Source organism: Halomonas kalidii (genome assembly GCF_030010475.1).
In the GTDB taxonomy this organism is placed as follows: Bacteria; Pseudomonadota; Gammaproteobacteria; order Pseudomonadales; family Halomonadaceae; genus Halomonas; species Halomonas heilongjiangensis.
The window spans coordinates 12,823-38,355 of record NZ_JASCQN010000011.1 but is presented as its reverse complement, the minus strand read 5'-3'; the positions used below and the strand labels follow the sequence as shown (position 1 = coordinate 38,355).

Sequence of the window (25,533 nt, the reverse complement as noted above, 5' to 3'; positions counted from 1 at the left end):
CCCGCGGGGCGCCTTCGCCATTCGGGTTCTCCGTTCTTCGACCCAGGTTTTCGATTCAGACACCATGATGGACGACTCTCCCGCTACCTCCCTGCAGTGCGGTCGGCACCGGCTCGACCTCTCCTTTCCCCGGGTCATGGGGATCCTCAACGTCACCCCCGACTCCTTCTCCGATGGCGGGCGCCACCTGGCGCTGGACGACGCGCTGCGGCATGCCGAGCAGATGCTGGCCGAAGGGGCGGCGATCATCGACGTGGGCGGTGAATCCACTCGCCCCGGTGCCGCCCCGATTGGCCCGCAGCAGGAGCTGGAGCGGGTCGCGCCGGTGGTCGAGGTGCTGGTGCGCGAGCTCGATGCCCTGGTGTCGGTGGACACCAGCAGCCCGGAGGTGATGCGCGAGGTCGCGTCCCTCGGCGCCGGCCTGATCAATGACGTGCGTGCCCTGGAGCGCGAGGGGGCGCTGGAGGCGGCGGTCGGCGGCGGCCTGCCGGTCTGCCTGATGCATCGCCAGGGCGAGCCCCGCGACATGCAGCAGGCACCCCGCTATGATGTGCCGGTGGAAGAGGCGGTGGCCGACTTCCTCGAGGCCCGGGTGGCCGCCTGCGAGGCGGCCGGCCTGCGCCGCGAACGCCTGCTGCTGGACCCGGGCTTCGGTTTCGGCAAGACCGTCGAGCACAACCTGCGCCTGCTCAATCGCATGGAACGCCTGGCGCGACTCGGCCTGCCGCTGCTGGTGGGGATGTCGCGCAAGAGCATGATCGGCAAGGTGCTCGCGCGACCGGTGGAGGAGCGCCTGCCCGGTGGCCTGGCCCTGGCGGCGCTGGCCGTCGAGCGTGGGGCGCGAATCCTGCGTGTCCACGACGTGGGGCCCAGCGTGGATGCCGTGAACATGACCTGGGCCGTACTCAAGGAAGGTTGCGAGCATGACTAGACGCTATTTCGGCACCGATGGCATTCGTGGCACCGTGGGCGAGGCGCCCATCACCGCCGACTTCATGCTGAAACTGGGCTGGGCGACCGGCCGCGTGCTGGCCCGCGAGAGCGGCCGGGCCCGCGTACTGATCGGCAAGGACACGCGGATCTCCGGCTACATGTTCGAGTCGGCGCTGGAGGCGGGGCTCTCGGCGGCCGGCGTCGACGTCTCGCTGCTTGGCCCGATGCCGACGCCGGGTATCGCCTACCTGACGCGGACCTTCCGGGCCGATGCCGGCATCGTCATCTCGGCATCCCATAACCCCTTCGCCGACAACGGCATCAAGTTCTTCTCCGCCGAGGGCGTCAAGCTGGCCGATGAGGTCGAGGCGCGCATCGAGGCGATGCTCGAGGAGCCGTTGACCACCGTCGCCGCCGATCGCCTGGGCAAGGTGCAGCGGGTCGACGACGCCGCCGGCCGCTACATCGAGTTCTGCAAGTCGACCATTCCCGACCGGGTCAGCCTGCACGGTCTGCGCATGGTCGTCGACTGCGCCCACGGCGCCACCTACCATATCGCCCCCAGCGTGTTCCGCGAGCTCGGCGCCGAGGTCAGCCTGATCGGCGCCCAGCCCGACGGGCTCAACATCAACCACGAGGTGGGCTCGACCCATCCGGCGGCCCTGCGGGCGGCGGTGATCCAGCAGGGGGCGGACCTGGGCGTGGCCCTGGACGGCGACGGCGACCGGGTGCTGATGGTCGATGCCGACGGCCGCGAGATCGACGGCGACGACATCCTCTACCTGATCGCCCGCGACCGCCACGCCCGTGGCGAGCTGGGGGGCGGCGTGGTCGGTACCCTGATGTCCAACTTCGGCCTGGCGGCGGCCTTCGAGGAGATGGCGATTCCCTTCGAGCGTGCCAGGGTCGGCGATCGCTATGTGATGGAGCGCCTGGCCGCCAACGGCTGGCAGCTCGGCGGCGAGTCCTCCGGGCACATCGTCTGCGGCCATGTGCAGACCACCGGCGACGGTATCGTCTCGGCCCTCCAGGTGCTGGCGATCATGGTGCGGGAGGGGCAGTCGCTGAGCCGCTTGCTGAACGGGCTGGAAAAGGCGCCCCAGGTGCTGGTCAACGTGCGCTTGACGGCGGGTACCGACGCCAAGGCGCTGATGGACACGTCGGCGCTGCAGGACGCCGTGGCCGGCGTGGAGGCGGAGCTGGGCGACCAGGGCCGGGTGCTGCTGCGCCCCTCCGGTACCGAGCCGCTGATCCGGGTGATGGTCGAGGGGCGTGCCCATCTGGATGTCGAAGGCCTGGCTCGACGTCTGGCCGGCGAGGTCGAGGCGCTGCTCGCCTGAGCCGGCGCCTCGCGACATCGTGTCCCGGCCCGGACGGCTTCGCGGTTGTCTTGACAGGGCCGCTCCTATACCATTTCGCACCACCTTGAAAGAGGGCAAGCCATGCGTACCCCGCTGATCGCCGGCAACTGGAAGATGAACGGCTCCCTGGGCCTGGTCGAGAGCTTCGGTCAGGCATTTTCCCGGGCCAGGCTGCCGGCGGGGGTCGAGGTGGCGTTGATGGTGCCCTTTCCGTATCTCGGCGCCGTTGTCGACGCGCTGGCGGCGACGCCGGTGGCCGTCGGCGCCCAGACGCTGAGCGATCGACCGTCCGGTGCCTTCACCGGCGAGGTCAGCGGTGGCATGCTCGCCGAGCTGGGGGCCCGTTACGTGCTGGTGGGGCACTCCGAGCGCCGCTCGCTCTTCCACGAGGACGACGAGGCGGTGCTGGCGCGGGTGCGGGCGGCGCTCTCCTGTGGCCTCGTGCCGGTGCTGTGCCTCGGTGAGACCCTCGAGGAGCGTGAGGCCGAGCGTACCGAGGCGGTGGTGCTGGGCCAGCTCGAGGCGGTGCTGGATGCCTTGTCACCGGAAGAGCGCGAACGACTGGTGATCGCCTATGAGCCGGTATGGGCCATCGGCACCGGGCGTACCGCCACGCCACAGCAGGCCCAGGCCGTGCATGCGGCCATTCGTGATCGCCTGGAGCGCTATGCCGGCTCCCTCGCCCACGGGCTGCGCATCCTCTACGGGGGCAGCATGAATGCGAACAACGCGGCCGAGCTGCTCGCTCAGCCGGACATCGACGGCGGCCTGGTGGGCGGTGCTTCGCTCAAGGTCGACGATTTTCTAGCCATTTGTCAGTCAGCAGGTTGAATCCATGCAAGTTGCCATTCTCATGATCCATGTGGCGATCGCCATCGCCCTGGTCGTCCTGATCCTGCTGCAGCAGGGCAAGGGCGCCGAAGCCGGTGCCGCCTTCGGTGGCGGTGCCTCACAGACGGTGTTCGGCTCCCGCGGCAGCGGCGGCTTCCTGTCGAAGTTCACCGCCGTCCTGGCGGCTGCCTTCTTCGCCACCTCGCTGACGCTGGCCTGGTACGCCACCCAGGCCAGCCAGGCGCCGGAGGCCGGGATTCCCGACTCGCGGCTGATCGAGCAGCAGCAGAGCGTTCCGACCCTTGACGACGAGGCCAGCGACGTGGATAATACCGCGCCAGTGCTGGAGGAAAGCGGCGACTGAGCCATCGGCTCGGTTGTTCGTCACGATCCCGGCCTCCCCGATGCCGAAGTGGTGGAATTGGTAGACACGCTATCTTGAGGGGGTAGTGACCTTACGGTCGTGCGGGTTCAAGTCCCGCCTTCGGCACCATCTGATACCCCACGAGCCATGGCGCCGAGTGCGCAAGGAACGTCGGATCATCAGACGCAGGATTGGCAGTAGTGGTGGCTTTGATGCCTTGACGAAAGTGAGAGTCAGGCATACAATCACCGACCTAGATTGATGCGGGGTGGAGCAGTCTGGTAGCTCGTCGGGCTCATAACCCGAAGGTCATCGGTTCAAATCCGGTCCCCGCTACCATCTTCCAGGCAGGCGCCTTCCGAGAGGTCGAGTTCGGAAACATGGGGCTGCCGCCTAGCCGAAGTGGTATTACAGGTTTCTTGTGAAAGCCCCTTCCTGTGAAGGGGCTTTTTGTTAGCAGCTTGCCCGGCGACGCATGGCGTCGAGGGCGCTGTTTCGGGCAACGCCAATCAGCCACCTGACTTTCCTGTTCACTCCCGGCCAGGTGCCTGATGCAACGGCTGTAGGAGCTTTTTCCGTGGCAATCAAGGATGCTGCGCTGCATGCGCTGATCGAGCCGGTGGTCACGGCCATGGGGTTCGAACTGTGGGGCATCGACTTCCTGTCCCAGGGCAAGCACTCGCGCCTGGTGATCTATATCGATCACGAGGAGGGGGTGAGCGTGGACGATTGCGCCGATGTCAGCCGTCAGGTCAGTGCCGTACTCGATGTCGAGGACCCGATTCGCGGTGAATATCGCCTGGAGGTCTCCTCGCCCGGGATGGACCGGCCGCTCTTTACCCTCGATCAGTTCGAGCGCTACCGGGGTCACGAGGTGAAGCTCAAGCTGCGAGCCCCTTACGAGGGGCGTCGCAAGTTCCAGGGGTTGCTGGCCGGCATCGAGAACGATGAGGTGCTGCTGCAGCTCGACGGCGAGGAGTACTGCTTTCCCATCGATAGCATCGATCAGGCGCACATCGTGCCCCGGTTCGAGGAGTGATCCCGGCCCCCGAGGGTGGCGAACGAGCACGATGCTCAAGGACAGGTTTTCTGGCGAGGCATAGGCATGAGTAAAGAAATTCTGACGGTCGTTGATGCGATCTCCAACGAGAAGGGCGTTCCCCGCGAGGTGATCTTCGAGGCCGTCGAAGCGGCCCTGGCCAGTGCATCACGCAAGCGCTTCGAGGGCGAGGAAGCCAGCGTGCGGGTGCATATCGACCGACGCACCGGCGACTACGAGACCTTCCGCCGCTGGGAGGTCGTCGAGGACGACGACTTCGACGGTCCCGATGCCCAGATCAAGCTCTCCTTCGCCGAGCGCCGCGACCCGCCCCTGGGGCTGGGGGATGTGGTCGAGGAGCAGATCGAGAACGCCGTCTTCGGCCGCATCGCCGCCCAGACCGCCAAGCAGGTCATCGTGCAGAAGGTGCGCGAGGCCGAGCGCGCCGAGGTGGTGCGCCTCTATGCCGAGCGCGAGGGCGAGCTGGTCGCCGGCATCGTCAAGAAGACCACCCGCGACGGCCTGATCATCGATCTCGGCGACAACGCCGAGGCCTTCCTGCCGCGTAGCGAGATGATTCCCGGCGAACGCTACCGCATGAACGAGCGGGTCCGCGCGCTGCTGACCAAGGTCGATCCCGAGGCGCGCGGCGCCCAGTTGATCCTGTCGCGGACCTGCCCGGAGCTGATCATCGAGCTGTTCAAGATCGAGGTGCCGGAGATCGCCGAGCAGCTCATCGAGATCAAGGGCGCGGCCCGCGACCCCGGCTCCCGGGCCAAGATCGCGGTCAAGACCAACGACCGGCGCATCGACCCGGTGGGCGCCTGCGTCGGCATGCGCGGTTCCCGCGTCCAGGCGGTCTCCTCGGAGCTGCAGAACGAGCGCGTGGACATCGTGCTGTGGGACGACAACCCCGCCCAGCTGGTGATCAACGCCATGGCGCCGGCGGATGTCGCCTCGATCCTCGTCGACGAAGACGCCCACGCCATGGACGTGGCCGTCGCCGAGGACAACCTGGCCCAGGCCATCGGTCGCAGCGGCCAGAACGTGCGCCTGGCCTCCGAACTCACCGGCTGGCGTCTCAACGTCATGACCGAGGACGAGGCCGAGGCCAAGCGCGACCAGGAGATCGACAGCCTGGTCGAACACTTCATCCAGCACCTGGACATCGACGAGGAGGTCGCGCGCCTGCTGGTCGAGGAGGGCTTCACCTCGATCGAGGAAGTCGCCTACGTGCCGGTGGAGGAGATGCTCGAGATCGAGGAGCTCGACGAGGAGCTCATCGAGGAACTGCGCGCTCGTGCCAAGGACGAGTTGCTGAACCTGGCCATCGCTTCCGAGGAGGAGCTCGACGGTGCCCAGCCGGCCGACGACCTGCTCGAGATGGACGGCATGGAGCGTCACCTGGCCTTCATTCTGGCCAGCCGCGGGATCGTCACCATGGAGGATCTTGCCGAGCAGTCCGTCGATGATCTGCTGGACATCGAGGAGATGGACGAGGAGCGCGCCGCGGCACTGATCATGACCGCCCGTGCGCCATGGTTCGAAAGCGAATAGCCGAGAACGAATAGATCGAGAGCGAATCGCTCGTCGTCGAATCATTCGAGTCAGGAATCATTCGATAGCGAACAGTATTAGGTCACGGGCTGAGGAGGGTCGTAATGTCAGAGATGACCGTTAAGGATTTTGCAGCGAAGGTGGGTCGCGACGTGCCCCGCCTGCTGGAACAGATGAAGGAAGCCGGGCTCGAGCACCAGTCCGAGGGCGATGCCGTGTCCGAGGAGGACAAGCGCCAACTGCTCGATTTCCTCACCAAGAGCCATGGCGGCGGTGGTGCCGGGGCCAGGAATCGCATCACCCTGACCCGCAAGACCAAGAGCCGCATCAAGACCGGTGAGCGGGGCAAGACCATCGAGGTACAGGTGCGCAAGAAGCGTACCTACGTCAAGCGCGCCGAGGAAGAGGCGCCCGCGCCCGAGCCGGCCGAAGAGTCCGGCCCGCGCCAGCTGGTCGGCGACATGGCCGACTCCCGGCAGGCCCGGGCCGAGCTGGAGGCCCGCGAGGCCGAGGCGGAACAGGCGCGTGTTGCCGAGGAGGCCGCACGCGAGGAGGCGGCGCGGACCGAGTCCTCGAAGGCCGCCGAGGTGCCCGAGATTCCGGTGCCCGAGCTGGAGGTGGCGCAGGAGGCCGCCGACCAGCCCCCCGCACCGCCCAAGGAGGGCCGCAGCGATCGCCGCACGGCGCCGCCGAAGAAGGCCGCCGCCAAGAAGAGTCGTGGGGGGCGCGACGACGACGACCGGGGCGACCGCGAGGAGCGACGCCGCGGCGGCAAGAAGGTCAAGCGCGCCGAGCGTCGCGGTACCCGTCGTGGCGGCAGTCAGGGCGGCGGCAAGCACGGCTTCCAGAAGCCGACCCAGCCGATCGTGCGCGAGGTGTCGATCCCCGAATCGATCAGCGTCGCCGACCTGGCCGACAAGATGTCGATCAAGGCCAACGAGGTCATCAAGGCCATGTTCACCATGGGCGCGGCGGTGACCATCAACCAGACCATCGACCAGGACACCGCGGCCATCGTGGTCGAGGAGATGGGCCACAAGCCCAGGCTGGTCAAGGACGATGCGCTGGAGACCGAGGTCCTCGAGGGTATCTCCTACGAGGGCGAGGAGATCACACGTTCGCCGGTAGTCACGGTGATGGGCCACGTCGACCACGGCAAGACCTCGCTGCTCGACCATATCCGCCAGGCCAAGGTGGCGACCGGGGAAGCCGGTGGCATCACCCAGCATATCGGCGCCTACCATGTGGAAGACAAGCACGGTGGCGTGACCTTCCTGGATACCCCGGGCCACGCGGCGTTCACCGCGATGCGTGCCCGCGGTGCCAAGGCCACCGACGTGGTCATCCTGGTGGTCGCCGCCGATGACGGCGTGATGCCCCAGACCGTCGAGGCCATCGAGCACTCCAAGGCCGCCGAGGTTCCGCTGGTGGTGGCGGTCAACAAGATCGACAAGCCCGGTGCCGATCCGGACCGGGTCAAGAACGAGCTGTCACAGCACGGCGTCATCTCCGAGGAGTGGGGCGGTGACACCCAGTTCGTCCACGTCTCCGCCAAGACCGGCGAGGGCATCGATGCCCTGCTCGAGGCCGTGCTGCTGGTGTCCGAAGTGCTCGAACTCAAGGCCGTGCCGGAAGCGCCCGGCAAGGGCGTGGTGGTCGAGTCTCGCCTGGACAAGGGGCGCGGGCCGGTGGCCACCGTGCTGGTCCAGAACGGTACCCTGAAGAAGGGCGACATCGTGCTCGCCGGCCTTCACTATGGCCGCGTGCGTGCCCTGACCAACGAACTCGGCCAACAGGTCGATGCCGTGGGGCCGGCGATGCCGGTGGAGATCCAGGGGCTCGACGGGACCCCGGATGCCGGCGACGACTTCATGGTGCTGGCCGACGAGAAGAAGGCCCGCGAGATCGCCAACTTCCGGCAGGGCAAGTACCGTGAGGTGCGTCTGGCGCGTCAGCAGAAGGCCAAGCTGGAGAACATGTTCAGCCAGATGGGCCAGGACGAGGTGGCCAAGGTCAACATCGTGCTCAAGGCCGATGTCCAGGGCTCGCTGGAGGCCATCAAAGGGGCGCTGGAGGAGCTCTCCACCGACGAGGTGCAGGTGGCCGTGGTCTCCTCCGGCGTGGGCGGCATCACCGGTACCGACGCCAACCTGGCGCTGGCCTCCGAGGCCATCGTGGTCGGCTTCAACGTGCGTGCCGACGTCGCGGCTCGCGAGATCATCGAGCGCGAAGGCCTGGACCTGCGCTACTACAGCGTGATCTACCAGCTGATCGACGAGGTCAAGCAGGCCATGAGCGGCATGCTGGCCCCGGAGTGGAAGGAGGAGATCGTCGGCGTGGCCGAGGTCCGCGACGTCTTCCGTGCCCCCAAGATCGGCGCCGTGGCCGGCTGCATGGTGGTCGAGGGCACCGTCTTCCGCAACAAGAAGATCCGGGTGCTGCGCGACAACGTGGTGATCTACGAGGGCGAGCTCGAGTCGCTGCGCCGCTTCAAGGACGACGTCCAGGAAGTGCGCAACGGCATGGAGTGCGGCATCGGCGTGAAGAACTACAACGATGTCCAGGTCGGCGACAAGATCGAGGTGTTCGATCAGGTCAAGGTCGAGCGGACCCTCTGAGGGTCGAGGAGCGATCATGCGCGAGTTCAAGCGTACCGACCGGGTGGCCGACCAGTTGCAGAAGGAGCTGGCGGTGCTCATCCAGCGCGAGGTCAAGGACCCGCGCCTGGGCATGGTCACGGTGAGCGGCGTCGAGGTCAGTCGTGACCTCGGCTATGCCGACGTCCACGTGACCCTGCTGGGCGAGGATACGCCCGAGCGCATCAAGGAGAACCTCAAGGTGCTGCGCCAGGCCGCCGGCTTCCTGCGGGGCCAGATCGCCCGGCGCATCAAGCTGCGCCATGTGCCGGAGCTGCGTTTCCACTACGACGAGAGCGTGGTGCGTGGCCAGCGGCTGTCGTCGCTGATCGAGGAGGCCGTGGCCAGCGACAAGGCGCGTCACGACGAGGAGCCCGGCGACGACGCAGCGGCCGGTGACGCCGATGAGGCGTCCGGCAACGAGGGCGGGCGAGACTGATGGCGCGTCGGCGTCGCGGCCTGCCGGTGAACGGGGTGCTGCTGCTCGACAAGCCCAAGGGATTGTCGAGCAACCACGCCCTGCAGCGGGCACGGCGCCTGTTCCAGGCGCAGAAGGCCGGCCATACCGGGACGCTTGACCCCATGGCCACCGGCCTGTTGCCGGTCTGCTTCGGCGAGGCGACCAAGTTCTCCGCCCAGCTGCTGGCGGCCGACAAGGTCTACCGCACGCGGGTGGAGCTGGGCGTGGTCACCGATACCGGTGACGCCGAGGGCGAGGTGCTCGAGCGTAACGAGGTACCCCGGCTCTCCGAGGCCGATATCGAGGGTGTGCTCGCGCTGTTTCGTGGCGAGATCGAGCAGGTACCACCGATGTATTCGGCGCTCAAGCATCAGGGGCGCAAGCTCTACGAGCTGGCCCGGGAGGGCAGGACGGTGGAGCGTGCAGTGCGGCGCGTGACGGTGTATGATGCGCGCCTTCTCGCCTGCGAAGGCGACGCCTTCGAGCTGGAAGTGCGGGTCAGCAAGGGCACCTACATCCGCACCCTCGCCGAGGACATCGGCAGGACGCTGGGATGCGGTGGCCATATCAGCGCCTTGCGTCGCCTGGCGACGGGGCCCTTCAGCGGTGACGGGATGCTGAGTCTCGAGACGCTGGAGGGGCTGACGGGGCAGGCCGAGCGCGAAGCGGTGCTGCTGCCGGTGGACGTGTTGGTGGCGCACCTGCCGCGGTGCGAGGTCGATGTCGAGGCGGCCCGGCGACTCACCCATGGCCAGCCGGCCCGGGTCGATACCGGGGCCCTGGCGACGGGCGAGACGGCAAGACTCTATCGTGACGAGGCCTTTCTGGGGCTCGGCACGGTGACGGGGCCACAGGAGGTGGCGCCGAAACGGCTGTTGAACACGGCAGTCGATTGAAGGGAAAGACGCTCGAGACTGCAAATATGCGTGGTCTCACACCTACATCATTCAGGCATATTGCTTACTGGAGAGACAGATGGCACTGACCGCTGAACAGAAGGCCGAGATCGTCAACGAATTCGGCCGTGGCGACAACGACACCGGTTCCCCCGAAGTGCAGGTGGCCCTGCTGAGCGCCAACATCGATGGCCTGCAGGACCACTTCAAGACCAACAAGCAGGATCACCACTCCCGTCGTGGACTGATCCGCATGGTCAACCAGCGCCGCAAGCTGCTGGACTACCTGAAGCGCAAGGACTTCGAGCGCTATCAGTCGCTGATCCAGCGTCTGGGCCTGCGCCGCTAAGCGACGCACCCCAAGCGGTACAGAAACGGGCAGCCTTCGGGCTGCCCGTTTTGCGTCTTGGCTATGTTTGCATGAAAGCGTCCGACTCGGGGCTGATCCGGCGACAGGCCTCGAGGGGGCGCTGTGAACCCCTCCCTGGGCGCTACCGACGCCTTCCCTGGCGTAGGACCCCCTCTCCGGCCTGTCCCCGGCGCCCCTCGTCGGTCCCGATGCGATTGTCGAACGGATATGTCGTTACCCGGTGGCCCTGGCGGCCGTCAACCCCTAAAATGGTCGCCGAGTCGAAACGACCCAAACACAGAAAAGTTGAAGGAAGTCGCCGTGAATCCGGTCAAGAAAACGTTTCAGTACGGTCGCAGCACCGTCACCCTGGAAACCGGGCGCATCGCCCGCCAGGCCTCCGGTGCCGTGATGGTCACCATGGACGACACCGTGGTGCTGTGCACCGTGGTGGCAAGGAAGGAAGCCAATCCCAACCAGCCCTTCTTCCCACTCTCCGTGCACTACCAGGAGAAGACCTACGCGGTGGGCAAGATCCCCGGGGGCTTCTTCAAGCGCGAGGGGCGTCCCACCGAGAAGGAGACCCTCACCTCGCGGCTGATCGATCGCCCGATCCGCCCGCTGTTCCCCAAGGGCTTCATGAACGAGGTGCAGGTGATCTGCACCGTGCTCTCCACCGACCGCAACCATGACCCGGACATCGCCGCCCTGCTCGGCACCTCCGCGGCCCTGGCCATCTCCGGCGTGCCGTTCAGCGGCCCGATCGGTGCCGCGCGGGTGGGCTTCGACGAGGACAAGGGCTATTTCCTCAACCCCACCGTGGAGGAGCTGGCAGGCTCCGAGCTGGACATGGTCGTCGCCGGCACCGAGAAGGCCGTGCTGATGGTCGAGTCCGAGGCCAAGGAACTGCTCGAGGACGAGATGCTGGGCGCCGTGCTCTACGGCCACCAGGAGATGCAGGTGGCGATCAAGGCGATCAACGAGCTGGTCGCCGAGGCCGGCAAGCCGAAGTGGGACTGGCAGCCGTCGGCGGAGAACACCGCCCTCAAGGACGCCGTGGCCCAGGCCTTCGAGGCCCGGGTGGGCGAGGCCTATCGCATCACCGACAAGATGGCGCGTCAGGATGCGCTCGCCGGGCTCAAGGCCGAGGCGGTCGAGCAGCTCGCCGGTGAGGAGGAAGGCAAGTTCGACGCCGACGACGTCAAGGGGGCCTTCGCCGGCCTGGAGAAGCGCGTGGTGCGCTCCCGGGTCATCAAGGGCGAGCCGCGCATCGACGGCCGTGACCTCAAGACCGTGAGGCCGCTCTCCATCGAAGTGGGCGCGTTGCCCAAGACCCACGGCTCGGCGATCTTCACCCGCGGCGAGACCCAGGCGATCGTCATCGCCACCCTGGGGACCTTGCGCGACGCCCAGTTGATCGAGTCGCTGGAGGGCGAGCGCAAGGACCGCTTCCTGCTGCACTACAACTTCCCCCCGTACAGCGTGGGCGAGGCCGGCTTCATGGGCGGGCCGAAGCGTCGCGAGATCGGCCACGGCCGCCTGGCGCGCCGCGGCGTGCAGGCAATGCTGCCCGACGACGCCGAGTTCCCCTACACCATTCGCGTGGTCTCCGAGATCACCGAGTCCAACGGCTCGAGCTCCATGGCCTCGGTGTGCGGCTCCTCGCTGGCGCTGATGGACGCCGGGGTGCCGATGAAGGCGCCGGTGGCCGGCATCGCCATGGGCCTGGTCAAGGATGCCGACGGCTTCGCGGTGCTCACCGACATCCTCGGCGACGAGGACCATCTCGGCGACATGGACTTCAAGGTGGCCGGCTCGGCCGCCGGTGTGACCGCCCTGCAGATGGACATCAAGATCGAGGGCATCAACGAGGAGATCATGGAGGTCGCCCTGCAGCAGGCCAACGAGGCGCGCCTGCAGATCCTCGAGCAGATGAACGCGGTGATCGGCCAGAGCCGTGCCGAGGTGTCCGAGAACGCGCCCTCCATGGCCACCATCAAGATCGATCCCGACAAGATCCGCGACGTCATCGGCAAGGGCGGTGCCACCATTCGCAAGATCTGCGAGGACACCGGCGCCTCCATCGACCTGGATGACGACGGTACCGTGCGCATCTACGCCGAGGACAAGGCGGCGGCCAAGAAGGCCATCGACACTGTGTTGGCGATCACCGCCGAGGCGGAGATCGGCAAGCTCTACCGCGGCAAGGTGGTGCGCATCGCCGACTTCGGCGCCTTCGTCAACATCATGCCGGGGACCGACGGCCTGGTGCACATCTCGCAGATCGTGCCCGAGCGGGTCAACGACGTGCGCGACTTCCTCAACGAGGGTGACGAGATCGTGGTCAAGGTGCTCGACATCGACAACCGCAACCGGGTGAAGCTCACCATCAAGGAGATCACCCCGGAAGAGAAGGCCGCCTTCGAGGCCGAGGAGACCGCCGAGCCCCAGCTGTAAGCGGTAAACCTTAAGCTTTAAGCCATAAGAAAAACCGCCGCCAGGGGCAACCCTGGCGGCGGTTTTCGTTTGATCGTCGCGGCTTACCCGGCGACAGGCCTTCGCGGAGGCGCTGTGAACCCCTCCCTGGGCGCTACTTTTTCCTTCCCTGGAAAAAGACCTCCGCTCCGACCTGTCCCCGGCGCCGCTAGGATGACGGCATGTGCTTACCGCTCGATGGCGAGTGCGACGCCCTGGCCGCCGCCGATACACAGGGTCGCCAGACCCTTCTTGGCGTCGCGGGCGATCATCTCGTGCAGCAGGGTGACCAGGATGCGGCAGCCCGAGGCGCCGATCGGGTGACCCAGCGCGATGGCACCGCCGTTGACGTTGACCCTGGAGGTATCCCAGCCGAGCTCCTTGTTGACCGACAGCGCCTGGGCGGCGAAGGCCTCGTTGGCCTCGACCAGGTCCAGGTCGTCGAGGCTCCAGCCGGCCTTCTCGAGGCAGCGGCGGGTGGCCGGGGCCGGGCCGATGCCCATGATCGCCGGGTCGACGCCGGCGTTGCTGTAGGCCTTGATGCGGGCCAGCGGCTCGAGGCCCAGCGCCTGGGCCTTCTCGGCGGAGCAGAGCATCACCACGGCGGCGCCGTCGTTGAGGGAGGAGGCGTTGCCGGCGGTGATGGTGCCGTCCTTCTTGAACGCCGGGCGCATGCCGCCGAGCTTGTCGGCCGTGGTTTCACGGGGGTTCTCGTCGGTATCGAAGACCACCGGGTCACCCTTGCGCTGGGGAATCTCGACCGGCACGATCTGGCCCTTGAACTTGCCTTCCCTGATGGCGGCGGTGGCCTTCTGCTGGGAGCCGGCGGCGAACTCGTCCATCTCCTCGCGGGTGATGCCGTACTTCTCGGCCAGGTTCTCGGCGGTGATGCCCATGTGGTAGTTGTTGAAGGCGTCCCACAGGCCGTCATGGACCATGGTGTCGATGGCCTTCCAGTCGCCCATGCGCTGGCCGTTGCGCGAGTTGGGCAGCACGTGCGGCGAGGCTGACATGTTCTCCTGGCCGCCGGCGAGGATCAGCTCCGCGTCGCCGCAGCGGATCGCCTGGGTGGCCAGGTGCAGGGCCTTGAGGCCCGAGCCGCAGACCTTGTTGATGGTCATGGCGGGCACGGTATCCGGCAGGCCGGCCTTGATGGCGGCCTGTCGCGCGGGGTTCTGGCCGACGCCGGCGGTGAGCACCTGGCCGAGCAGCACTTCGTCGACCTGGTCGGCGGCGACACCGGTGCTGGCCATGATGTCCTTGATCACCAGTGCCCCGAGGTCGCTGGCGGGAATGCCGGCCAGGGAGCCACCGAAGGCACCGACGGCGGTGCGGCGTGCTGCAACGATCACCACTTCTTGCATGAGGAGTTACTCCTGAGGTCAGTCGCGGGCGGTAGTCCCGTCAGCATAGGGGACTCTTGTGCGCTGCGGCAATGCCCAAATAGGGGCGATGCCCGGATCACTCAGTATAGCGGGGGGTGGCGCACGATGCAGGGAGGCATCGGCGGCACCCGGTGGTGCCGCCGGCCACCGGGCTCAGGCCAGCTGGACGGGGATGGCATGGCTGGTATGGCTGACGGCATTGCCTTCCTGCAGGTAGACCAGGGCCGGCTGGTGGGTGTCGAGTTCGGCCTCGTTGTAATGGGCGTAGCTGCAGATGATCACCCGGTCGCCGACGGCGGCGAGGTGGGCCGCGGCGCCGTTCACCGAGATGACCTTCGAACCCTCCTCGGCGCGGATCGCGTAGGTGGTGAAGCGCTGCCCGTTCTCGACGTTGTAGATCTGGATCTGCTCGTTCTCGCGGATGCCGGACATGTCCAGCAGGTCGCCGTCGATGGCGCAGGAGCCCTCGTAGTTGAGCACGGCATGGGTGACACGGGCCATGTGCAGCTTGGCCTTGAGCATGATGGTGAACATGAGGGCGTGATCCTCCGAATAGTGGGGCACCGCGTCAGCGCGGCAGGGTCAGGGTCAGGTTGTCGATCAGTCGGGTCGGGCCGAGCCGGGCGGCGGCGAGCAGTCTGGCCTCACGGGTCGCCGTGGTGATCGGGCCCAGGTCGGGAGCGCGCAGTTCCAGGTAGTCGGGAACGAAGCCGGCGTCGTCCAGTCGGGCCAGGCCCGCTGCCAGGGTGGTCTCGACCGGCTCGCCTGCCTCCAGTGCCTGGCGCAGCTCCTCCAGTGTCCGATAGAGACGCGGGGCGATGGCTCGCTGCTCCGGCTCGAGGTAGCCATTGCGTGACGACAGGGCCAGGCCGTCATCGGCGCGCACGATGGGGACGCCGACGACCTCGATGGGGAAGTGCAGGTCGGCGACCAGGCGACGAATCACCGCCAGCTGCTGATAGTCCTTCTCGCCGAAGCAGGCCACCTGGGGCTGCACCAGGTTGAAGAGCATGCCGACGATGGTGGCGACGCCGTCGAAGTGACCGGGGCGCGAGCCGCCGCACAGCCCCTCGCTGACCTCGAGGACCCGGATCTGCGTCTGGGCCTCCAGGCTGCGAGGGTAGATCGTGGCGGTCCCCGGCGCGAACAGCAGGTCACAGCCTGCGCCCTCGAGCTTGCGCTGATCCTCGGCGAGGGTGCGCGGATAGGCGTCCAGGTCTTCGTTGGGGCCGAACTGCATCGGGTTGACGAAGATGGTGGCTACTACCACGTCGGCGTGGCGCCGGGCGCTCTCGACCAGCGCCAGGTGGCCGGCGTGCAAATTGCCCATGGTGGGTACCAGGGCGATGCGCTGGCCGCGTCGACGGCAGGCGTCGAGGGTCTCGCGCAGGGAGGCTATCTCACGCAGGGTACGCATCTGAGCGGGCTCCTAGAAGCAGTGTTCCTCGGCCGGGAAGCGCCGGGCCTTGACGTCCTCGTGGTAGCGCCGGAAGGCGCCCTGGATGCCGTCGGCCTCCGCCAGGAAGTTCTTGACGAAGCGCGGGGTGCGGCCGTGGGTCACGCCCAGCACGTCGTGCATCACGAGTATCTGGCCATCGGTGTCGGGGCCGGCGCCGATACCGATCACCGGCACGTCCAGGGCCTCGCTCACCGCGCGGCCGAGGCTCGCCGGCACGCACTCCAGCAGGATCACCGAGGCTCCGGCCTCCACCAGGGCGCCCGCATCCTCGAGGATGCGGGCGGCGTGCTCGGTCTCCCGGCCCTGCACCTTGTAGCCGCCAAGCCGATAGACCGACTGGGGGGTCAGCCCCAGGTGGGCGCACACCGGGACGCCGCGGCGGGTCAGCTCGCGGATGCCCTCGGCCATCCAGGCGTCGCCCTCGACCTTGACCAGCTCGGCGCCGGCGCGCATCAGCTCGCCGGCATCCTGCAGCAGGCGCTCGGTGCTCGAGTTGCTCATGAACGGCAGATCGACCATCAGCAGGCTCGCGCCCTTGCCGCGCGCCACGCAGCGGGTGTGATAGCAGATATCGTCGAGGGTCACCGGCAGGGTGCTGGCATGCCCCTGCAGGACCATGCCCAGGGAGTCGCCCACCAGCAGGACCTCGACACCGGCTTCACCGGCGGCGCGGGCGAAGGAGGCGTCATAGGCGGTCAGGCAGCTGAAGGGCTCACCGGCGCGCTTCGAGGCCTGCAGCGTGCTCAGGGTGACGGATTTCATGGCGTGCTCTCGTGGTTGTCGTCGGCGTGGTCTGCTCGGGACCAGTCTCGTCTGTAACCCGTGATTGTTACCCGAACCGTCCCGGAGTGTCGATAGGTAACACATGGCGTGGGCGTGTCAGGCGACGGGTAACACCGGGCGCAGACTGCCGTCGTTCAGCGCCCCGGCCAGCTCGCTCACCCGGCGGCCGTCGGGCAGTCGCAGCGTCGGGGCAAGCTCTGCCAGCGGTACCATCACGAAGGCGCGCTGCGCCATCTCGGGATGGGGGACCGTCAGGCGCGGCAGCGCCAGGCGTCGGTCATCGAAGAGTAACAGATCGAGATCCAGGGTGCGGGGCCCCCAGCGGCGCTGGCGGACCCGGCGGTGGCGCTGTTCCAGGGCCTGCAACTGGTCGAGCAGGGCCAGCGGCGAGAGACGGGTCTCGAGGAGTGCCACGGCATTGATGAAATCGGGTTGGTCCTGGGGGCCGACCGGTCGGCTCGCGTAGAGCCGCGAGGCGGCGACGCAGCGGGTCAGCGGCAGTCGGTCGAGCGCCGCGAGGGCGCGTTCGACCTGAAGGCGAGGATCGTCGAGGTTGCTGCCCAGGCCGATCCAGGCATGATGGCCGTTCATGCGTCGCCCGAGGGGCCTCGGGGCTTGCGCCGCCTGCGGCGCCGCTTGCGGGGCGCCCCGCTGCCGGCGGGGTCGGCCCCGACCTTGCCCAGCAGGCGGCGCTGCTCGTGCTCGTCGGCCTCCTGGAAGGCGGTCCACCAGTCGCCGAGGTCCGGCTCGAGTTCGCCGGCGGCCTCGCGCAGCAGCAGCAGGTCGTAGGCGGCGCGGAAGCGGGGGTGCTCGCGGGTCTGGTAGACGCGGCGGCCACGGCGCAGCGGCAGGCGCTGCTGTAGGTCCCAGATGTCACGCATCGGCAGGCTGAAGCGCTTGGGGATCGAGATATGCTGGAGTTGACGCGATACCACCTGCTGGGCGGCGGCCTGCAGTGCCGGGATCGGTGGCATGTCGTCGGCTTCCAGGGCCGCCAGGCGGAGTTGCACCGGCCCCCAGAGCAGGGCGGCGAACAGGAAGGCCGGCGTGACCGGCCGCTCCTCGGCGATGCGGCGGTCGGTGCTCTCGAGGGCCAGCTCGACCAGCCGCTCGGCCCAGGGCAGTTCGGCCATGGCCTCGTCGGCCTCGGGGAACAGCATGGCGAACAGGTCGTAATGGCGCAGCAGGTGGAAGGTGTTGAGGCCATGACCGCCCATGAACAGCTTGAGTATCTCGTCGAACAGCCGGGCGGGAGGGATCTGCAGCAGCAACGAGGCGTGTTCGCGGATCGGCGCCTCGGTGGCCGGGTCCAGGCGGAACTCGAGCTTGGCGGCGAAGCGCACCGCGCGCAGCATGCGCACCGGATCTTCCCGATAGCGGGTGGCCGGGTCGCCGATCAGGCGCAGGGTGCGCGCCTCGATGTCACGTACGCCGTCGGCGAAGTCATGGATCGAGAAGTCGGCGATGCTGTAGTAGAGGGCGTTGACGGTGAAGTCGCGCCGCAGGGCGTCTTCCTGGATGTTGCCCCAGACGTTGTCGCGCAGCAGCAGGCCGTCGTCGGACTGCTGGGCGATATGGTCGCCGTGATCGTCGCCCGGCTTGCCGCGGAAGGTGGTGACCTCGATCACCTCGCGACCGAAGCGCACGTGCACGATGCGAAAGCGCCGGCCGATGATCCGCGAGTTGCGGAACAGCTCCTTGACCTGCTCCGGGGTGGCGTCGGTCGCCACGTCGAAGTCCTTGGGCATGCGTCCGAGCAGCGAGTCGCGGATGCAGCCGCCGACCAGGTAGGCCTCGAAGCCGGCGTTGTGGAGGCGATAGAGGACCTTGAGCGCCCCATCGCTGAAGTGCTGGCGCGATACCGGGTGCTCCTGGCGCGGAATGATGCGTAGCCCGGTGCTGCCGCCGGGCGCATCCTGGGGGCCGAGCAGCGCTTTCAGGTGCTCGCCCGGGCTCTGCAGAAAGCGGGTAAATCCTTTGAACATGCGGCGATATCGACTCGCGGGGGTACGAAAAGCGTTGAGTGTAGCCGACACCCGACACCTTGCAAAGCATCGGGGGACCAGAACTCGCGGATGGCGCGGGAGAAGCAGCGACGGAAGGGTGACAAAAGCAGAAAGGGGGACCATCTGGCCCCCCTGTCAAGCAATTTTGCAGCGTCCGTGCTGCTGGTTCTTCTTCGTGATGGCGCATCGCCTTGAATACGCACCACAGTCACCAAGGAGAATTTCAGGCAAGCAGTGTTGTTGTCCTTGTTGACGCTCCTGAGGGCGACCACCTCGTATTCAAAACAATAATCCAACCACGACGGCACGGAGATATGCCTCCCCCCGGCTTGTTGGTCTTGTTGCCGGGAGTGCACCTTGACGACCGTTGTTCTTGTTGGCGGCCGTAATCTGGTGCGTCGCGTCCTGATGGCTCCGGTGCTTCGAGCGTCTTGTTCTTGTTGACCCGAAGGGCTCGCGCGTGACCGTCTTGCTGTTGTTGTTGCCGGTCGTCGCGTCTGCAGCATCTCTGGCCCGAGGGTATTGTTCTTGTTGGCGGGTCAGGCCCGTCACCGCGTCTCTGCCCTGTTGTTGTTGTTGGCAGTGGGTGACATCCGGATTTGTTTTTCTTGCCCTATATGATAGCAGGTCTCATGCCATGTCATTTTTACCCATTTAAAATCATGGTGTTACTGGTAGCCGGTCGATGGGGGTATCGAGGAGGGGGCGGGAGTGTTACCGGACGGGCCCCTTCGTGGGGCACTCCCTGGGTGGGAAGGTAACAAGTGGTGCAAAAGCGGACCGGGAGCTGGAAATACTGCGCCCGCGGCGTCGGTCGCGGGCACTAGAACCTTGGTCTAAGACGTCGGGGCACGACACGGAGGAGGGCCGCGCCCGGCTCATCCGGCGCTGCGTCGGGGGCTCTTCTTGCGCGGGATGCCGAGTCGCTGCCGCCGCTCCCACAGGCACTTGCGGCTGATGCCGAGCTTCTGGGCGAGCTCGGTCTCGCTCATCTGGTCCTGGTGCTCGAGCACGAAGTGCTGGAAGTAGTCCTCCAGCGAGAGGTCCTCCTCGGCGTCGCCCGGCTCGTCGGCGCCGCGGTCGGGGCTGGGCGGGGGGGCGGCCAACGGGCGAGGGGGCGCCGACAGCCCCAGGTCATCGGGGTGGATCAGGTGACCCTCGGCGAGGATGACGCCGCGTTCCAGGGCATTCTCCAGCTCGCGCACGTTGCCGGGCCAGGGGTAGTCGTGGATGGTGCGCCGGGAGGCGCGTGACAGCCGCAGTCCCTCGCGGCCATGGCGGTGGCACGCCTTGTCCAGCAGGATGTCGGCGATCTCGAGGATGTCGTCGTCGCGCTCGCGCAGCGGCGGCAGGTCGATCTGCATCACGTTGAGACGGTAGTAGAGGTCGAGACGGAATTCGCCGGTGCGTGACAGGGCGCGCAGGTCACGGTGGGTGGCGGCGATCAGGCGCACGTCGACGTGGCGGGTCTCCACCGAGCCGATCTTGCGGATCTCGCCCTCCTGCAGCACGCGCAGCAGGCGCGCCTGGGCATCCAGTGGCAGTTCGCCGATCTCGTCGAGGAACAGGGTGCCGCCGTCGGCGGCTTCCACCAGGCCGGTGCGGGCGGCGCTGGCACCGGTGAAGGCGCCCTTCTCGTGGCCGAACAGCTCGGACTCGATCAGCGTCTCGGGAATCGCCGCGCAGTTCACGCAGATCAGCGGCGCCGCGGCGCGCCTGCTCTGCTGATGGATGGCGCGAGCCACCAGCTCCTTGCCGGTGCCCGACTCGCCCTGGATCAGCACCGTGACGTCGGCGGGGGCGGTCTTGCGGATGCGGGTATAGACCACCTGCATGGCGGCGCAGCTGCCGATCATCGGCTGGGCGTTGCCCCCCGGCTCCGTGATGTCGGGAGGCTCGGTGCTGCGGGCGGCCTGCTGGTGAAGTGCCCGCGCCACGGTCTCGAGCAGCTCGTCGTGGTCGAAGGGCTTGGCCACGTAGTCCACCGCACCGAGCTTCAGGGCGTCCACCGCCGAGCGCATGCTGGCGTAGCTGGTCATGATCAGCACCGGAATGGGCGCGGCACGGGCGATCAGCTCGGTGCCGGCTTCACCGGGAAGGCGCAGGTCGCTGATCACCAGGTCGAAGCGCTGGGGATCGAGCTCGAGGGCCTCGGCTACCGAGCCGGCCTCGCTGACCCGGTAGTCATGGCGCTCCAGCAGCCGCCGCAGCGCGGTGCGGATGATGGCTTCGTCTTCAACGATCAGAATCCGGCTCATCGGGGCTTTCACCATCCTGTCGGTTGAGGGGCAGCCAGAGGCTGATGCGGGTGCCGCAGGGCTGTCCAGGCGGCGGGGAGTCGATATCGATCTGCCCGCGATGCTCGGCGATGATGCTATAGACCAGTGGCAGGCCGAGCCCCGTTCCCTCACCGGGCGGCTTGGTGGTGGTGAACGGCTCGAACAGGTGGTCGCGGACGCGCTCGTCAATGCCGTGGCCCTCGTCGGTCACGGTGACCAGCAGCCACTCCCCTTCCGGGGTAGCGTCGACGATCACCCGGCCGCCCGGCTCGCTGGCGTCGCGTGCGTTGCCGAGCAGGTTGATCATCACCTGCAGGAGCCGCTGGGCGTCGCCCTGGACCACCAGGTCGGGGGGGCAGAGATTGTGATAGTCCACATCCTCCCCCGAGCGGGCCAGGTGGATCAAGTGCAGCGCCTCGTCGGTGACGGTGGCCATCGACACCGGGGCGAAGGCCTGGCCCGCCACATGGCGGCCCCCATGGGCGAAACCGACCAGCGAGGAGACGATACGTGAGACCCGGTCGGTGAGCTGCTGGATCTGTCCGGCGGTCTCGAGCAGTTGGGGATCATCGGTGTCGTAGCGCAGGTTCTGGGCCAGCGAGGAGATGCCGGTGATGGGGTTGCCGATCTCGTGGGCCACGCCGGCGGCCAACTGGCCGATCGAGGCCAGCCTGGCGGCATGCACCAGCTCGTCCTCCAGCCACTTCATCTCGCTGTGGTCCTCGATCAGGATCACCTTGCCGCCGCGCTCGTCGTCATCGTCCTCGAGCTCGGCCTTGTGCAGCGTCAGATAGCGCAGGCCGCCTTCCAGTTCCACCGGCTGCTTGTAGAGGTGGCTGTGGGGCTCGGCGAGGATGCGTCCGAGCAGCTCGTCCCAGGGGGCGGGGAGGCTGTCGCGACGCGCGCCGATCACGCTCTCGCCGGGGATGCCGGTGAGCGTGGAGAGGGCGTCGTTCCACATCAGCAGCTCCCCGTCGTCGCCGAAGGCGCAGAGCCCCACGGGCAGGCGCGTCAGGGTGCGCCGGTGGTAGCGGCGCAGGCCGTCGAGCTCCCGGGCCAGGCCGGTCAGGCGGGTACGGTAGGCTTCCAGGCGGCTCTCGACGAAGTGGATGTCCTCGGTGGCGTCGCCGCCATCCTGGCGATAGGGCAGGTAACGGTCGACGATGTCCTGGGCCACCGACGGGCCCATCAAGCCGGACAGGTTGGCCTGGATGCGGTCGCGCAGGCGGCGCAGCGCGTAGGGGCGGCTCTCCAGCGGCGAGAGATGCAGCGCCGCCAGGGCGCGGTCGACCTCGCGCGAGGCGACATCTTCGCCCAGCGCCCGGGCCAGGTAGTGCTTGAACTCCTCGCCGTTGGTGGCCTCCAGCGGCAGCCGCTTGGGCCGGATCACCGCGTCCACCGAGCAGGCCTCGGCGGCGGCCCGCTCCCCCGGTGAAGTCCGGGTGGCCAGCGAGACCAGGATCAGGATCAGGATGTTGGTGGCCAGTGACACCAGGGTGACGATGTACCACACCGGCTCGCCGGTGAGCCCCTCGAGCCCCGGAGGGAGCAGTACCAGGGCCGGCAGGCCGGTGAGCAGCGGGGGCCACAGGCCAGCCAGCCAGATCAGGGTGCCGGCGACGAGGCCCGACACCATCCCCTTGCGATTGGCCCCGGGCCAGTAGAGCAGCGCCAGCATGCCCGGCAGGCACTGGGCCATGCCGATGAAGGCGGCCAGGCCCAGGGTGGTGAGGTCGTGGTGCACCCCTACGGTGCGATAGAAGAGCCAGCCACCGAGGATCACCGCACCGATCAGCGCCCGGCGCAGCCAGCGCAGCCAGCGGTAGAGGTCGGGTTGGTCGACCGGCGGGTGGGCCACCAGTACCAGGTGATTGAGGATCATCCCCGACAGCGCCAACGAGATGATGATCATGGTGCCGCTGGCCGCTGCCAGGCCGGCGATGAAGGCCAGGGCGCCGACCCACCAGGACTCCGAGAGGGCGAAGGCCAGGTAGGCCGCCCCGCCCCCCGTGGCTTCTGCCCCGACCCGCTGGGCGCCCCACAGGATCAGCGGCACCGGCAGTGCCATCAGCAGCAGGAACAGCGGCAGTGTCCAGGCGGCCTGGAGCAGGGTGCGTCGGGAGAGGGTCTCGGCGAAGGTGATATGGAACATGTGCGGCATCAGGAAGGCCGCGGCGAAGAACAGCAGCAACAGGGTGCGCCACTGGGCCGGGTCGAGGTGCTCGACGCCGGCCTGGGCCGCACGACCGGGGCCGTCCAGCCAGGCCTGGAGGTCGGCGGGGCCGTCGAAGACGACGAACAGGGCGAAGGCACCCAGCGCCAGCATGGCGCCGAGCTTGACCGCCGACTCCAGCGCGATGGTGACGAGCAGGGTGTCGTGGCGGGCGTGCAGCCGGGTGTGGCGGGCGCCGAAGAGGATGGTGAACAGGGCGATCAGCACGCAGAAGACCAGGGCCAGCAGCGACGGCGAGGCGGCGCCGGTCAACAGGAAGATGGCGTCGCCCATGGTCTGTACCTGGAGGGCCAGCAGCGGTATCACCGCCAGCAGGCTGACCAGGGTGACCAGGGTGCCGACCCAGCGTGACCGGAAGCGGAAGGCGAAGAGGTCGGCGAGCGAGGAGAGCTGGTAGGTGCGGCTCAGGCGCTGGATCGGTACCAGCAGCACCGGGGCGAGCAGGAAGGCGCCGGCCACCCCGAGGTAGTAGGCCAGGTAGCCGAACCCGGCATTGCTGGCCAGCTCCAGGCTGCCGTAGATCGCCCAGGCGCTGGCGTAGACACCCAGCGCCAGGGTATAGACCGCCGGGTGGCGGGCGATGCGCGAGGGTATCCAGCCACGCTCCACCGCCAGGGCACAGAGGAACAGCAGCAGCAGGTAGCCGGTTCCCAGCGCCAGGACACTGGCCAGGCTGGCGCTCATCGGCGCTCCTCGTCGCCCGGGCTCGTCGGTAGCCTGTCAGCGCTCATCGAGTTTCCTCTTCTGCTCCAGCCACACCGTCAGGGCGATCAGCACTCCCCAGATGAGGAAGGGACGGTACCAGGCCACCCCGGGGTTGGCCCAGCCGCTCATCAGTAGCGGCGAGAGCAGGTAGCCGCCGAAGACCAGGAAGAGCATGAGGCGATAGACGTACACGGTGCGCTCCTCTCAGTGGCTGGCCGCGGTGGCCGAACGCTCGGGGCGGGGGTGGATGCGGCCGGCGTCCCACGTCGTGATCGCCCGGGCGAGCTGCTCGGCCACCGGGGCCGTGGCGAGTTCCGCCGGCGGCCGCTGGTCGAGCGCCACCAGTGCCCGGTGCAGCAGTGGCCGCACCGCGTCGTCGTCCAGTGGCAGCGGCGGTGCCAGGTTCTGCTTGGAGAGCTTCTGGCCGTCGCCGCCCATGATCAGCGGCAGGTGCAGGTAGCGCGGTTCGGGCTGGTCGAGGCCGTGCTGCAACTGGCGCTGCCAGGGGGTATTGTCGAGCAGGTCGAAACCGCGGACCACATCGGTGATGCCCTGGTCGGCGTCGTCCACCACCACGGCGAGCTGATAGGCCCAGAGGTCGTCCTTGCGCCTGAGTATCACATCGCCGAGCGTAGCCGGGTCGAAGTGCTGCTCGCCGAACAGCCGGTCGTGCCAGACGACCGGGCGCAGGCCGAGATCGCTGCGCAGCCGCCAGGCCGCCGGCTTGCCGGGCTCGCGCAGGCCCTCGCGGCACCAGCCGGGATAGATCGGGTGGTCGCGCCACTGCTTGCGTGAGCAGCTGCAGGGGTAGGCCAGGCCCCGGTCGACCAGGGTGTCCAGCGCCGCCTGATAGGCCGCACCGCGTTCGTGTTGCCAGTGGATCGGTCCGTCCCACTCCAGGCCGAAGGCCTCGAGCTGGCGCAGGATGGTCTCGGCCGCACCCGGCGGGCAGCGCGGCGGGTCGATGTCCTCGATGCGCAGCCGCCACTGCCCGCCGACCCGGCGGGCATCGAGAAAGCTCGCCAGCGCCGCCACCAGCGAGCCGAAGTGCAGCGGCCCCGAGGGGGTCGGGGCGAAGCGGCCGCGGTAGTGGCTCATGGCTGGCTCCGCCGGTGGGCGTCAGACATGCAAACGGGCACCCAGGGGTGCCCGTCGCGACGTTGCTGCAAGGCGATCGGCATGGCCGGCTCAGCCGCCCAGCTGCTTTTCCTTGAGTTCGGCGAGCGTCTTGCAGTCGACGCAGAGGGTGGCGGTGGGCCGCGCTTCCAACCGGCGGATGCCGATCTCGACGCCACAGGCCTCACAGAAGCCGTAGTCGTCCTCGTCGATCTTCTCGAGGGTCTCGTTGATCTTCTTGAGCAGCTTGCGCTCACGGTCGCGGGTGCGCAGCTCCAGGCTGAAGCCCTCCTCCTGGGTGGCGCGGTCGGCCGGATCGGCGTAGTTGTTGGCCTCTTCCTGCAGGTGGCGCACGGTGCGATCCACCTCTTCCATCAGTTCCTGTTTCCAGCCCAGCAGGATCTGTCGGAAGTGCTCCAGCTGCTGTTCGTTCATGTACTCTTCACCCGCGGCCGGCTCGTACGGGGTGAATTTCTTGGGAGCTTCCGTCTTCTTTTCTGCTACTGGCATGGGACTGCCTCGTTACTGTGGTGACTGCTGATCAATACCCGCCATGGTGCAAGGTATCTCACGCCAAAAGGATGCTTGTTTAGCGGAAAAACGCAGGCTTTGCAACTCCTCTGGCTGCCCAATCTGCGCGGGTGCAACGAAAGTCGGTACAATGTC

22 protein-coding genes and 2 tRNA genes are annotated in these 25,533 nt (G+C 67.7%); 13 read left to right on the top strand and 11 right to left on the bottom strand.

All coding sequences use genetic code 11. The features are described 5' to 3' along the window. The first annotated feature begins 64 nt into the window (after window positions 1–64). The 13 genes from folP to pnp all read left to right on the top strand — a co-directional run bounded on the left by folP (window position 65) and on the right by pnp (window position 12,883). Window positions 65–931, top strand: coding sequence for a dihydropteroate synthase (folP, locus tag QLQ85_RS02080; protein WP_456070028.1), 867 nt, complete (start codon window positions 65–67; stop codon window positions 929–931). Continuing rightward, on the top strand, window positions 924–2,273 hold the full coding sequence (glmM, locus tag QLQ85_RS02075) for a phosphoglucosamine mutase (protein ID WP_282737467.1): 1,350 nt from the start codon (window positions 924–926) through the stop codon (window positions 2,271–2,273). The genes folP and glmM overlap by 8 nt, the downstream gene beginning before the upstream one ends. 102 nt (window positions 2,274–2,375) lie before the next feature. After that, window positions 2,376–3,125, top strand: coding sequence for a triose-phosphate isomerase (gene tpiA / locus QLQ85_RS02070; RefSeq protein WP_282737466.1), 750 nt, complete (start codon window positions 2,376–2,378; stop codon window positions 3,123–3,125). A 4-nt stretch (window positions 3,126–3,129) separates the two neighbouring features. Continuing rightward, a complete protein-coding gene (gene secG, locus QLQ85_RS02065; protein ID WP_282737465.1) occupies window positions 3,130–3,489 on the top strand; it encodes a preprotein translocase subunit SecG in 360 nt (119 codons plus the stop codon). A 42-nt stretch (window positions 3,490–3,531) separates the two neighbouring features. Continuing rightward, window positions 3,532–3,618: transfer RNA gene (locus QLQ85_RS02060), tRNA-Leu, on the top strand. A 133-nt stretch (window positions 3,619–3,751) separates the two neighbouring features. Next, a tRNA-Met gene (locus QLQ85_RS02055) sits at window positions 3,752–3,828 on the top strand. 238 nt (window positions 3,829–4,066) lie between these two features. Then, entirely contained in the window at window positions 4,067–4,528 is a 462-nt protein-coding gene (rimP, locus tag QLQ85_RS02050) for a ribosome maturation factor RimP (RefSeq protein WP_282737464.1), read from the top strand. A 66-nt stretch (window positions 4,529–4,594) separates the two neighbouring features. After that, window positions 4,595–6,085, top strand: coding sequence for a transcription termination factor NusA (gene nusA, locus QLQ85_RS02045; protein ID WP_282720813.1), 1,491 nt, complete (start codon window positions 4,595–4,597; stop codon window positions 6,083–6,085). 104 nt (window positions 6,086–6,189) lie between these two features. Continuing rightward, window positions 6,190–8,703, top strand: a complete 2,514-nt coding sequence (gene infB, locus QLQ85_RS02040; RefSeq protein ID WP_282737463.1) for a translation initiation factor IF-2 — start codon at window positions 6,190–6,192, stop codon at window positions 8,701–8,703. A gap of 16 nt (window positions 8,704–8,719) precedes the next feature. Further along, window positions 8,720–9,160, top strand: coding sequence for a 30S ribosome-binding factor RbfA (gene rbfA / locus QLQ85_RS02035; RefSeq protein WP_282720811.1), 441 nt, complete (start codon window positions 8,720–8,722; stop codon window positions 9,158–9,160). Beyond that, complete coding sequence (gene truB / locus QLQ85_RS02030) at window positions 9,160–10,077, top strand: tRNA pseudouridine(55) synthase TruB (protein WP_282737462.1); 918 nt, start codon at window positions 9,160–9,162, stop codon at window positions 10,075–10,077. The genes rbfA and truB overlap by 1 nt, the downstream gene beginning before the upstream one ends. A 79-nt stretch (window positions 10,078–10,156) precedes the next feature. Further along, window positions 10,157–10,426, top strand: a complete 270-nt coding sequence (rpsO, locus tag QLQ85_RS02025) for a 30S ribosomal protein S15 (RefSeq protein WP_102629268.1) — start codon at window positions 10,157–10,159, stop codon at window positions 10,424–10,426. A gap of 321 nt (window positions 10,427–10,747) precedes the next feature. Continuing rightward, entirely contained in the window at window positions 10,748–12,883 is a 2,136-nt protein-coding gene (gene pnp / locus QLQ85_RS02020) for a polyribonucleotide nucleotidyltransferase (RefSeq protein ID WP_282737461.1), read from the top strand. A gap of 206 nt (window positions 12,884–13,089) precedes the next feature. Here pnp and QLQ85_RS02015 read toward each other — a convergent pair whose 3' ends face one another. From QLQ85_RS02015 to dksA, 11 genes are all read right to left on the bottom strand, one after another. After that, window positions 13,090–14,265, bottom strand: a complete 1,176-nt coding sequence (locus QLQ85_RS02015) for an acetyl-CoA C-acetyltransferase (RefSeq protein ID WP_282737460.1) — start codon at window positions 14,263–14,265, stop codon at window positions 13,090–13,092. 174 nt (window positions 14,266–14,439) lie between these two features. Then, window positions 14,440–14,820, bottom strand: a complete 381-nt coding sequence (panD, locus tag QLQ85_RS02010) for an aspartate 1-decarboxylase (RefSeq protein ID WP_282720807.1) — start codon at window positions 14,818–14,820, stop codon at window positions 14,440–14,442. A gap of 34 nt (window positions 14,821–14,854) precedes the next feature. Then, a complete protein-coding gene (gene panC / locus QLQ85_RS02005) occupies window positions 14,855–15,703 on the bottom strand; it encodes a pantoate--beta-alanine ligase (RefSeq protein ID WP_282737459.1) in 849 nt (282 codons plus the stop codon). A gap of 12 nt (window positions 15,704–15,715) precedes the next feature. Continuing rightward, complete coding sequence (panB, locus tag QLQ85_RS02000) at window positions 15,716–16,507, bottom strand: 3-methyl-2-oxobutanoate hydroxymethyltransferase (protein WP_282737458.1); 792 nt, start codon at window positions 16,505–16,507, stop codon at window positions 15,716–15,718. 117 nt (window positions 16,508–16,624) lie between these two features. Next, window positions 16,625–17,119, bottom strand: coding sequence for a 2-amino-4-hydroxy-6-hydroxymethyldihydropteridine diphosphokinase (gene folK, locus QLQ85_RS01995; RefSeq protein WP_282737457.1), 495 nt, complete (start codon window positions 17,117–17,119; stop codon window positions 16,625–16,627). After that, on the bottom strand, window positions 17,116–18,513 hold the full coding sequence (pcnB, locus tag QLQ85_RS01990; protein WP_282737456.1) for a polynucleotide adenylyltransferase PcnB: 1,398 nt from the start codon (window positions 18,511–18,513) through the stop codon (window positions 17,116–17,118). The genes folK and pcnB overlap by 4 nt, the downstream gene beginning before the upstream one ends. A gap of 899 nt (window positions 18,514–19,412) precedes the next feature. Beyond that, window positions 19,413–20,792: a sigma-54-dependent transcriptional regulator gene (locus QLQ85_RS01985; RefSeq protein WP_282737455.1), complete on the bottom strand. Its 1,380-nt coding sequence runs from the start codon at window positions 20,790–20,792 to the stop codon at window positions 19,413–19,415. Further along, window positions 20,770–23,730, bottom strand: coding sequence for an ATP-binding protein (locus tag QLQ85_RS01980; protein ID WP_282737454.1), 2,961 nt, complete (start codon window positions 23,728–23,730; stop codon window positions 20,770–20,772). The genes QLQ85_RS01985 and QLQ85_RS01980 overlap by 23 nt, the downstream gene beginning before the upstream one ends. Before the next feature lie 36 nt (window positions 23,731–23,766). After that, on the bottom strand, window positions 23,767–23,943 hold the full coding sequence (locus QLQ85_RS01975; protein WP_170064182.1) for a hypothetical protein: 177 nt from the start codon (window positions 23,941–23,943) through the stop codon (window positions 23,767–23,769). A 12-nt stretch (window positions 23,944–23,955) separates the two neighbouring features. Continuing rightward, window positions 23,956–24,849 (bottom strand): tRNA glutamyl-Q(34) synthetase GluQRS, encoded by an 894-nt coding sequence (gene gluQRS / locus QLQ85_RS01970; RefSeq protein WP_282737453.1) that lies wholly within the window; start codon window positions 24,847–24,849, stop codon window positions 23,956–23,958. A 90-nt stretch (window positions 24,850–24,939) separates the two neighbouring features. Next, window positions 24,940–25,377: an RNA polymerase-binding protein DksA gene (gene dksA / locus QLQ85_RS01965; protein WP_102629279.1), complete on the bottom strand. Its 438-nt coding sequence runs from the start codon at window positions 25,375–25,377 to the stop codon at window positions 24,940–24,942. Window positions 25,378–25,533 lie beyond the last annotated feature (156 nt).

Coding starts and splice junctions, on each gene's coding strand:
- nusA (WP_282720813.1), top strand. CDS start 4,595: ATGAGTAAAGAAATTCTGACGGTCGTTGATGCGATCTCCAACGAGAAG.
- truB (WP_282737462.1), top strand. CDS start 9,160: ATGGCGCGTCGGCGTCGCGGCCTGCCGGTGAACGGGGTGCTGCTGCTC.
- infB (WP_282737463.1), top strand. CDS start 6,190: ATGTCAGAGATGACCGTTAAGGATTTTGCAGCGAAGGTGGGTCGCGAC.
- panC (WP_282737459.1), bottom strand. CDS start 15,703: ATGCGTACCCTGCGTGAGATAGCCTCCCTGCGCGAGACCCTCGACGCC.
- rpsO (WP_102629268.1), top strand. CDS start 10,157: ATGGCACTGACCGCTGAACAGAAGGCCGAGATCGTCAACGAATTCGGC.
- rbfA (WP_282720811.1), top strand. CDS start 8,720: ATGCGCGAGTTCAAGCGTACCGACCGGGTGGCCGACCAGTTGCAGAAG.
- panB (WP_282737458.1), bottom strand. CDS start 16,507: ATGAAATCCGTCACCCTGAGCACGCTGCAGGCCTCGAAGCGCGCCGGT.
- secG (WP_282737465.1), top strand. CDS start 3,130: ATGCAAGTTGCCATTCTCATGATCCATGTGGCGATCGCCATCGCCCTG.
- folK (WP_282737457.1), bottom strand. CDS start 17,119: ATGAACGGCCATCATGCCTGGATCGGCCTGGGCAGCAACCTCGACGAT.
- panD (WP_282720807.1), bottom strand. CDS start 14,820: ATGTTCACCATCATGCTCAAGGCCAAGCTGCACATGGCCCGTGTCACC.
- dksA (WP_102629279.1), bottom strand. CDS start 25,377: ATGCCAGTAGCAGAAAAGAAGACGGAAGCTCCCAAGAAATTCACCCCG.
- folP (WP_456070028.1), top strand. CDS start 65: ATGATGGACGACTCTCCCGCTACCTCCCTGCAGTGCGGTCGGCACCGG.
- tpiA (WP_282737466.1), top strand. CDS start 2,376: ATGCGTACCCCGCTGATCGCCGGCAACTGGAAGATGAACGGCTCCCTG.
- QLQ85_RS01980 (WP_282737454.1), bottom strand. CDS start 23,730: ATGAGCGCCAGCCTGGCCAGTGTCCTGGCGCTGGGAACCGGCTACCTG.
- gluQRS (WP_282737453.1), bottom strand. CDS start 24,849: ATGAGCCACTACCGCGGCCGCTTCGCCCCGACCCCCTCGGGGCCGCTG.
- QLQ85_RS01985 (WP_282737455.1), bottom strand. CDS start 20,792: ATGAGCCGGATTCTGATCGTTGAAGACGAAGCCATCATCCGCACCGCG.
- glmM (WP_282737467.1), top strand. CDS start 924: ATGACTAGACGCTATTTCGGCACCGATGGCATTCGTGGCACCGTGGGC.
- pcnB (WP_282737456.1), bottom strand. CDS start 18,513: ATGTTCAAAGGATTTACCCGCTTTCTGCAGAGCCCGGGCGAGCACCTG.
- QLQ85_RS02015 (WP_282737460.1), bottom strand. CDS start 14,265: ATGCAAGAAGTGGTGATCGTTGCAGCACGCCGCACCGCCGTCGGTGCC.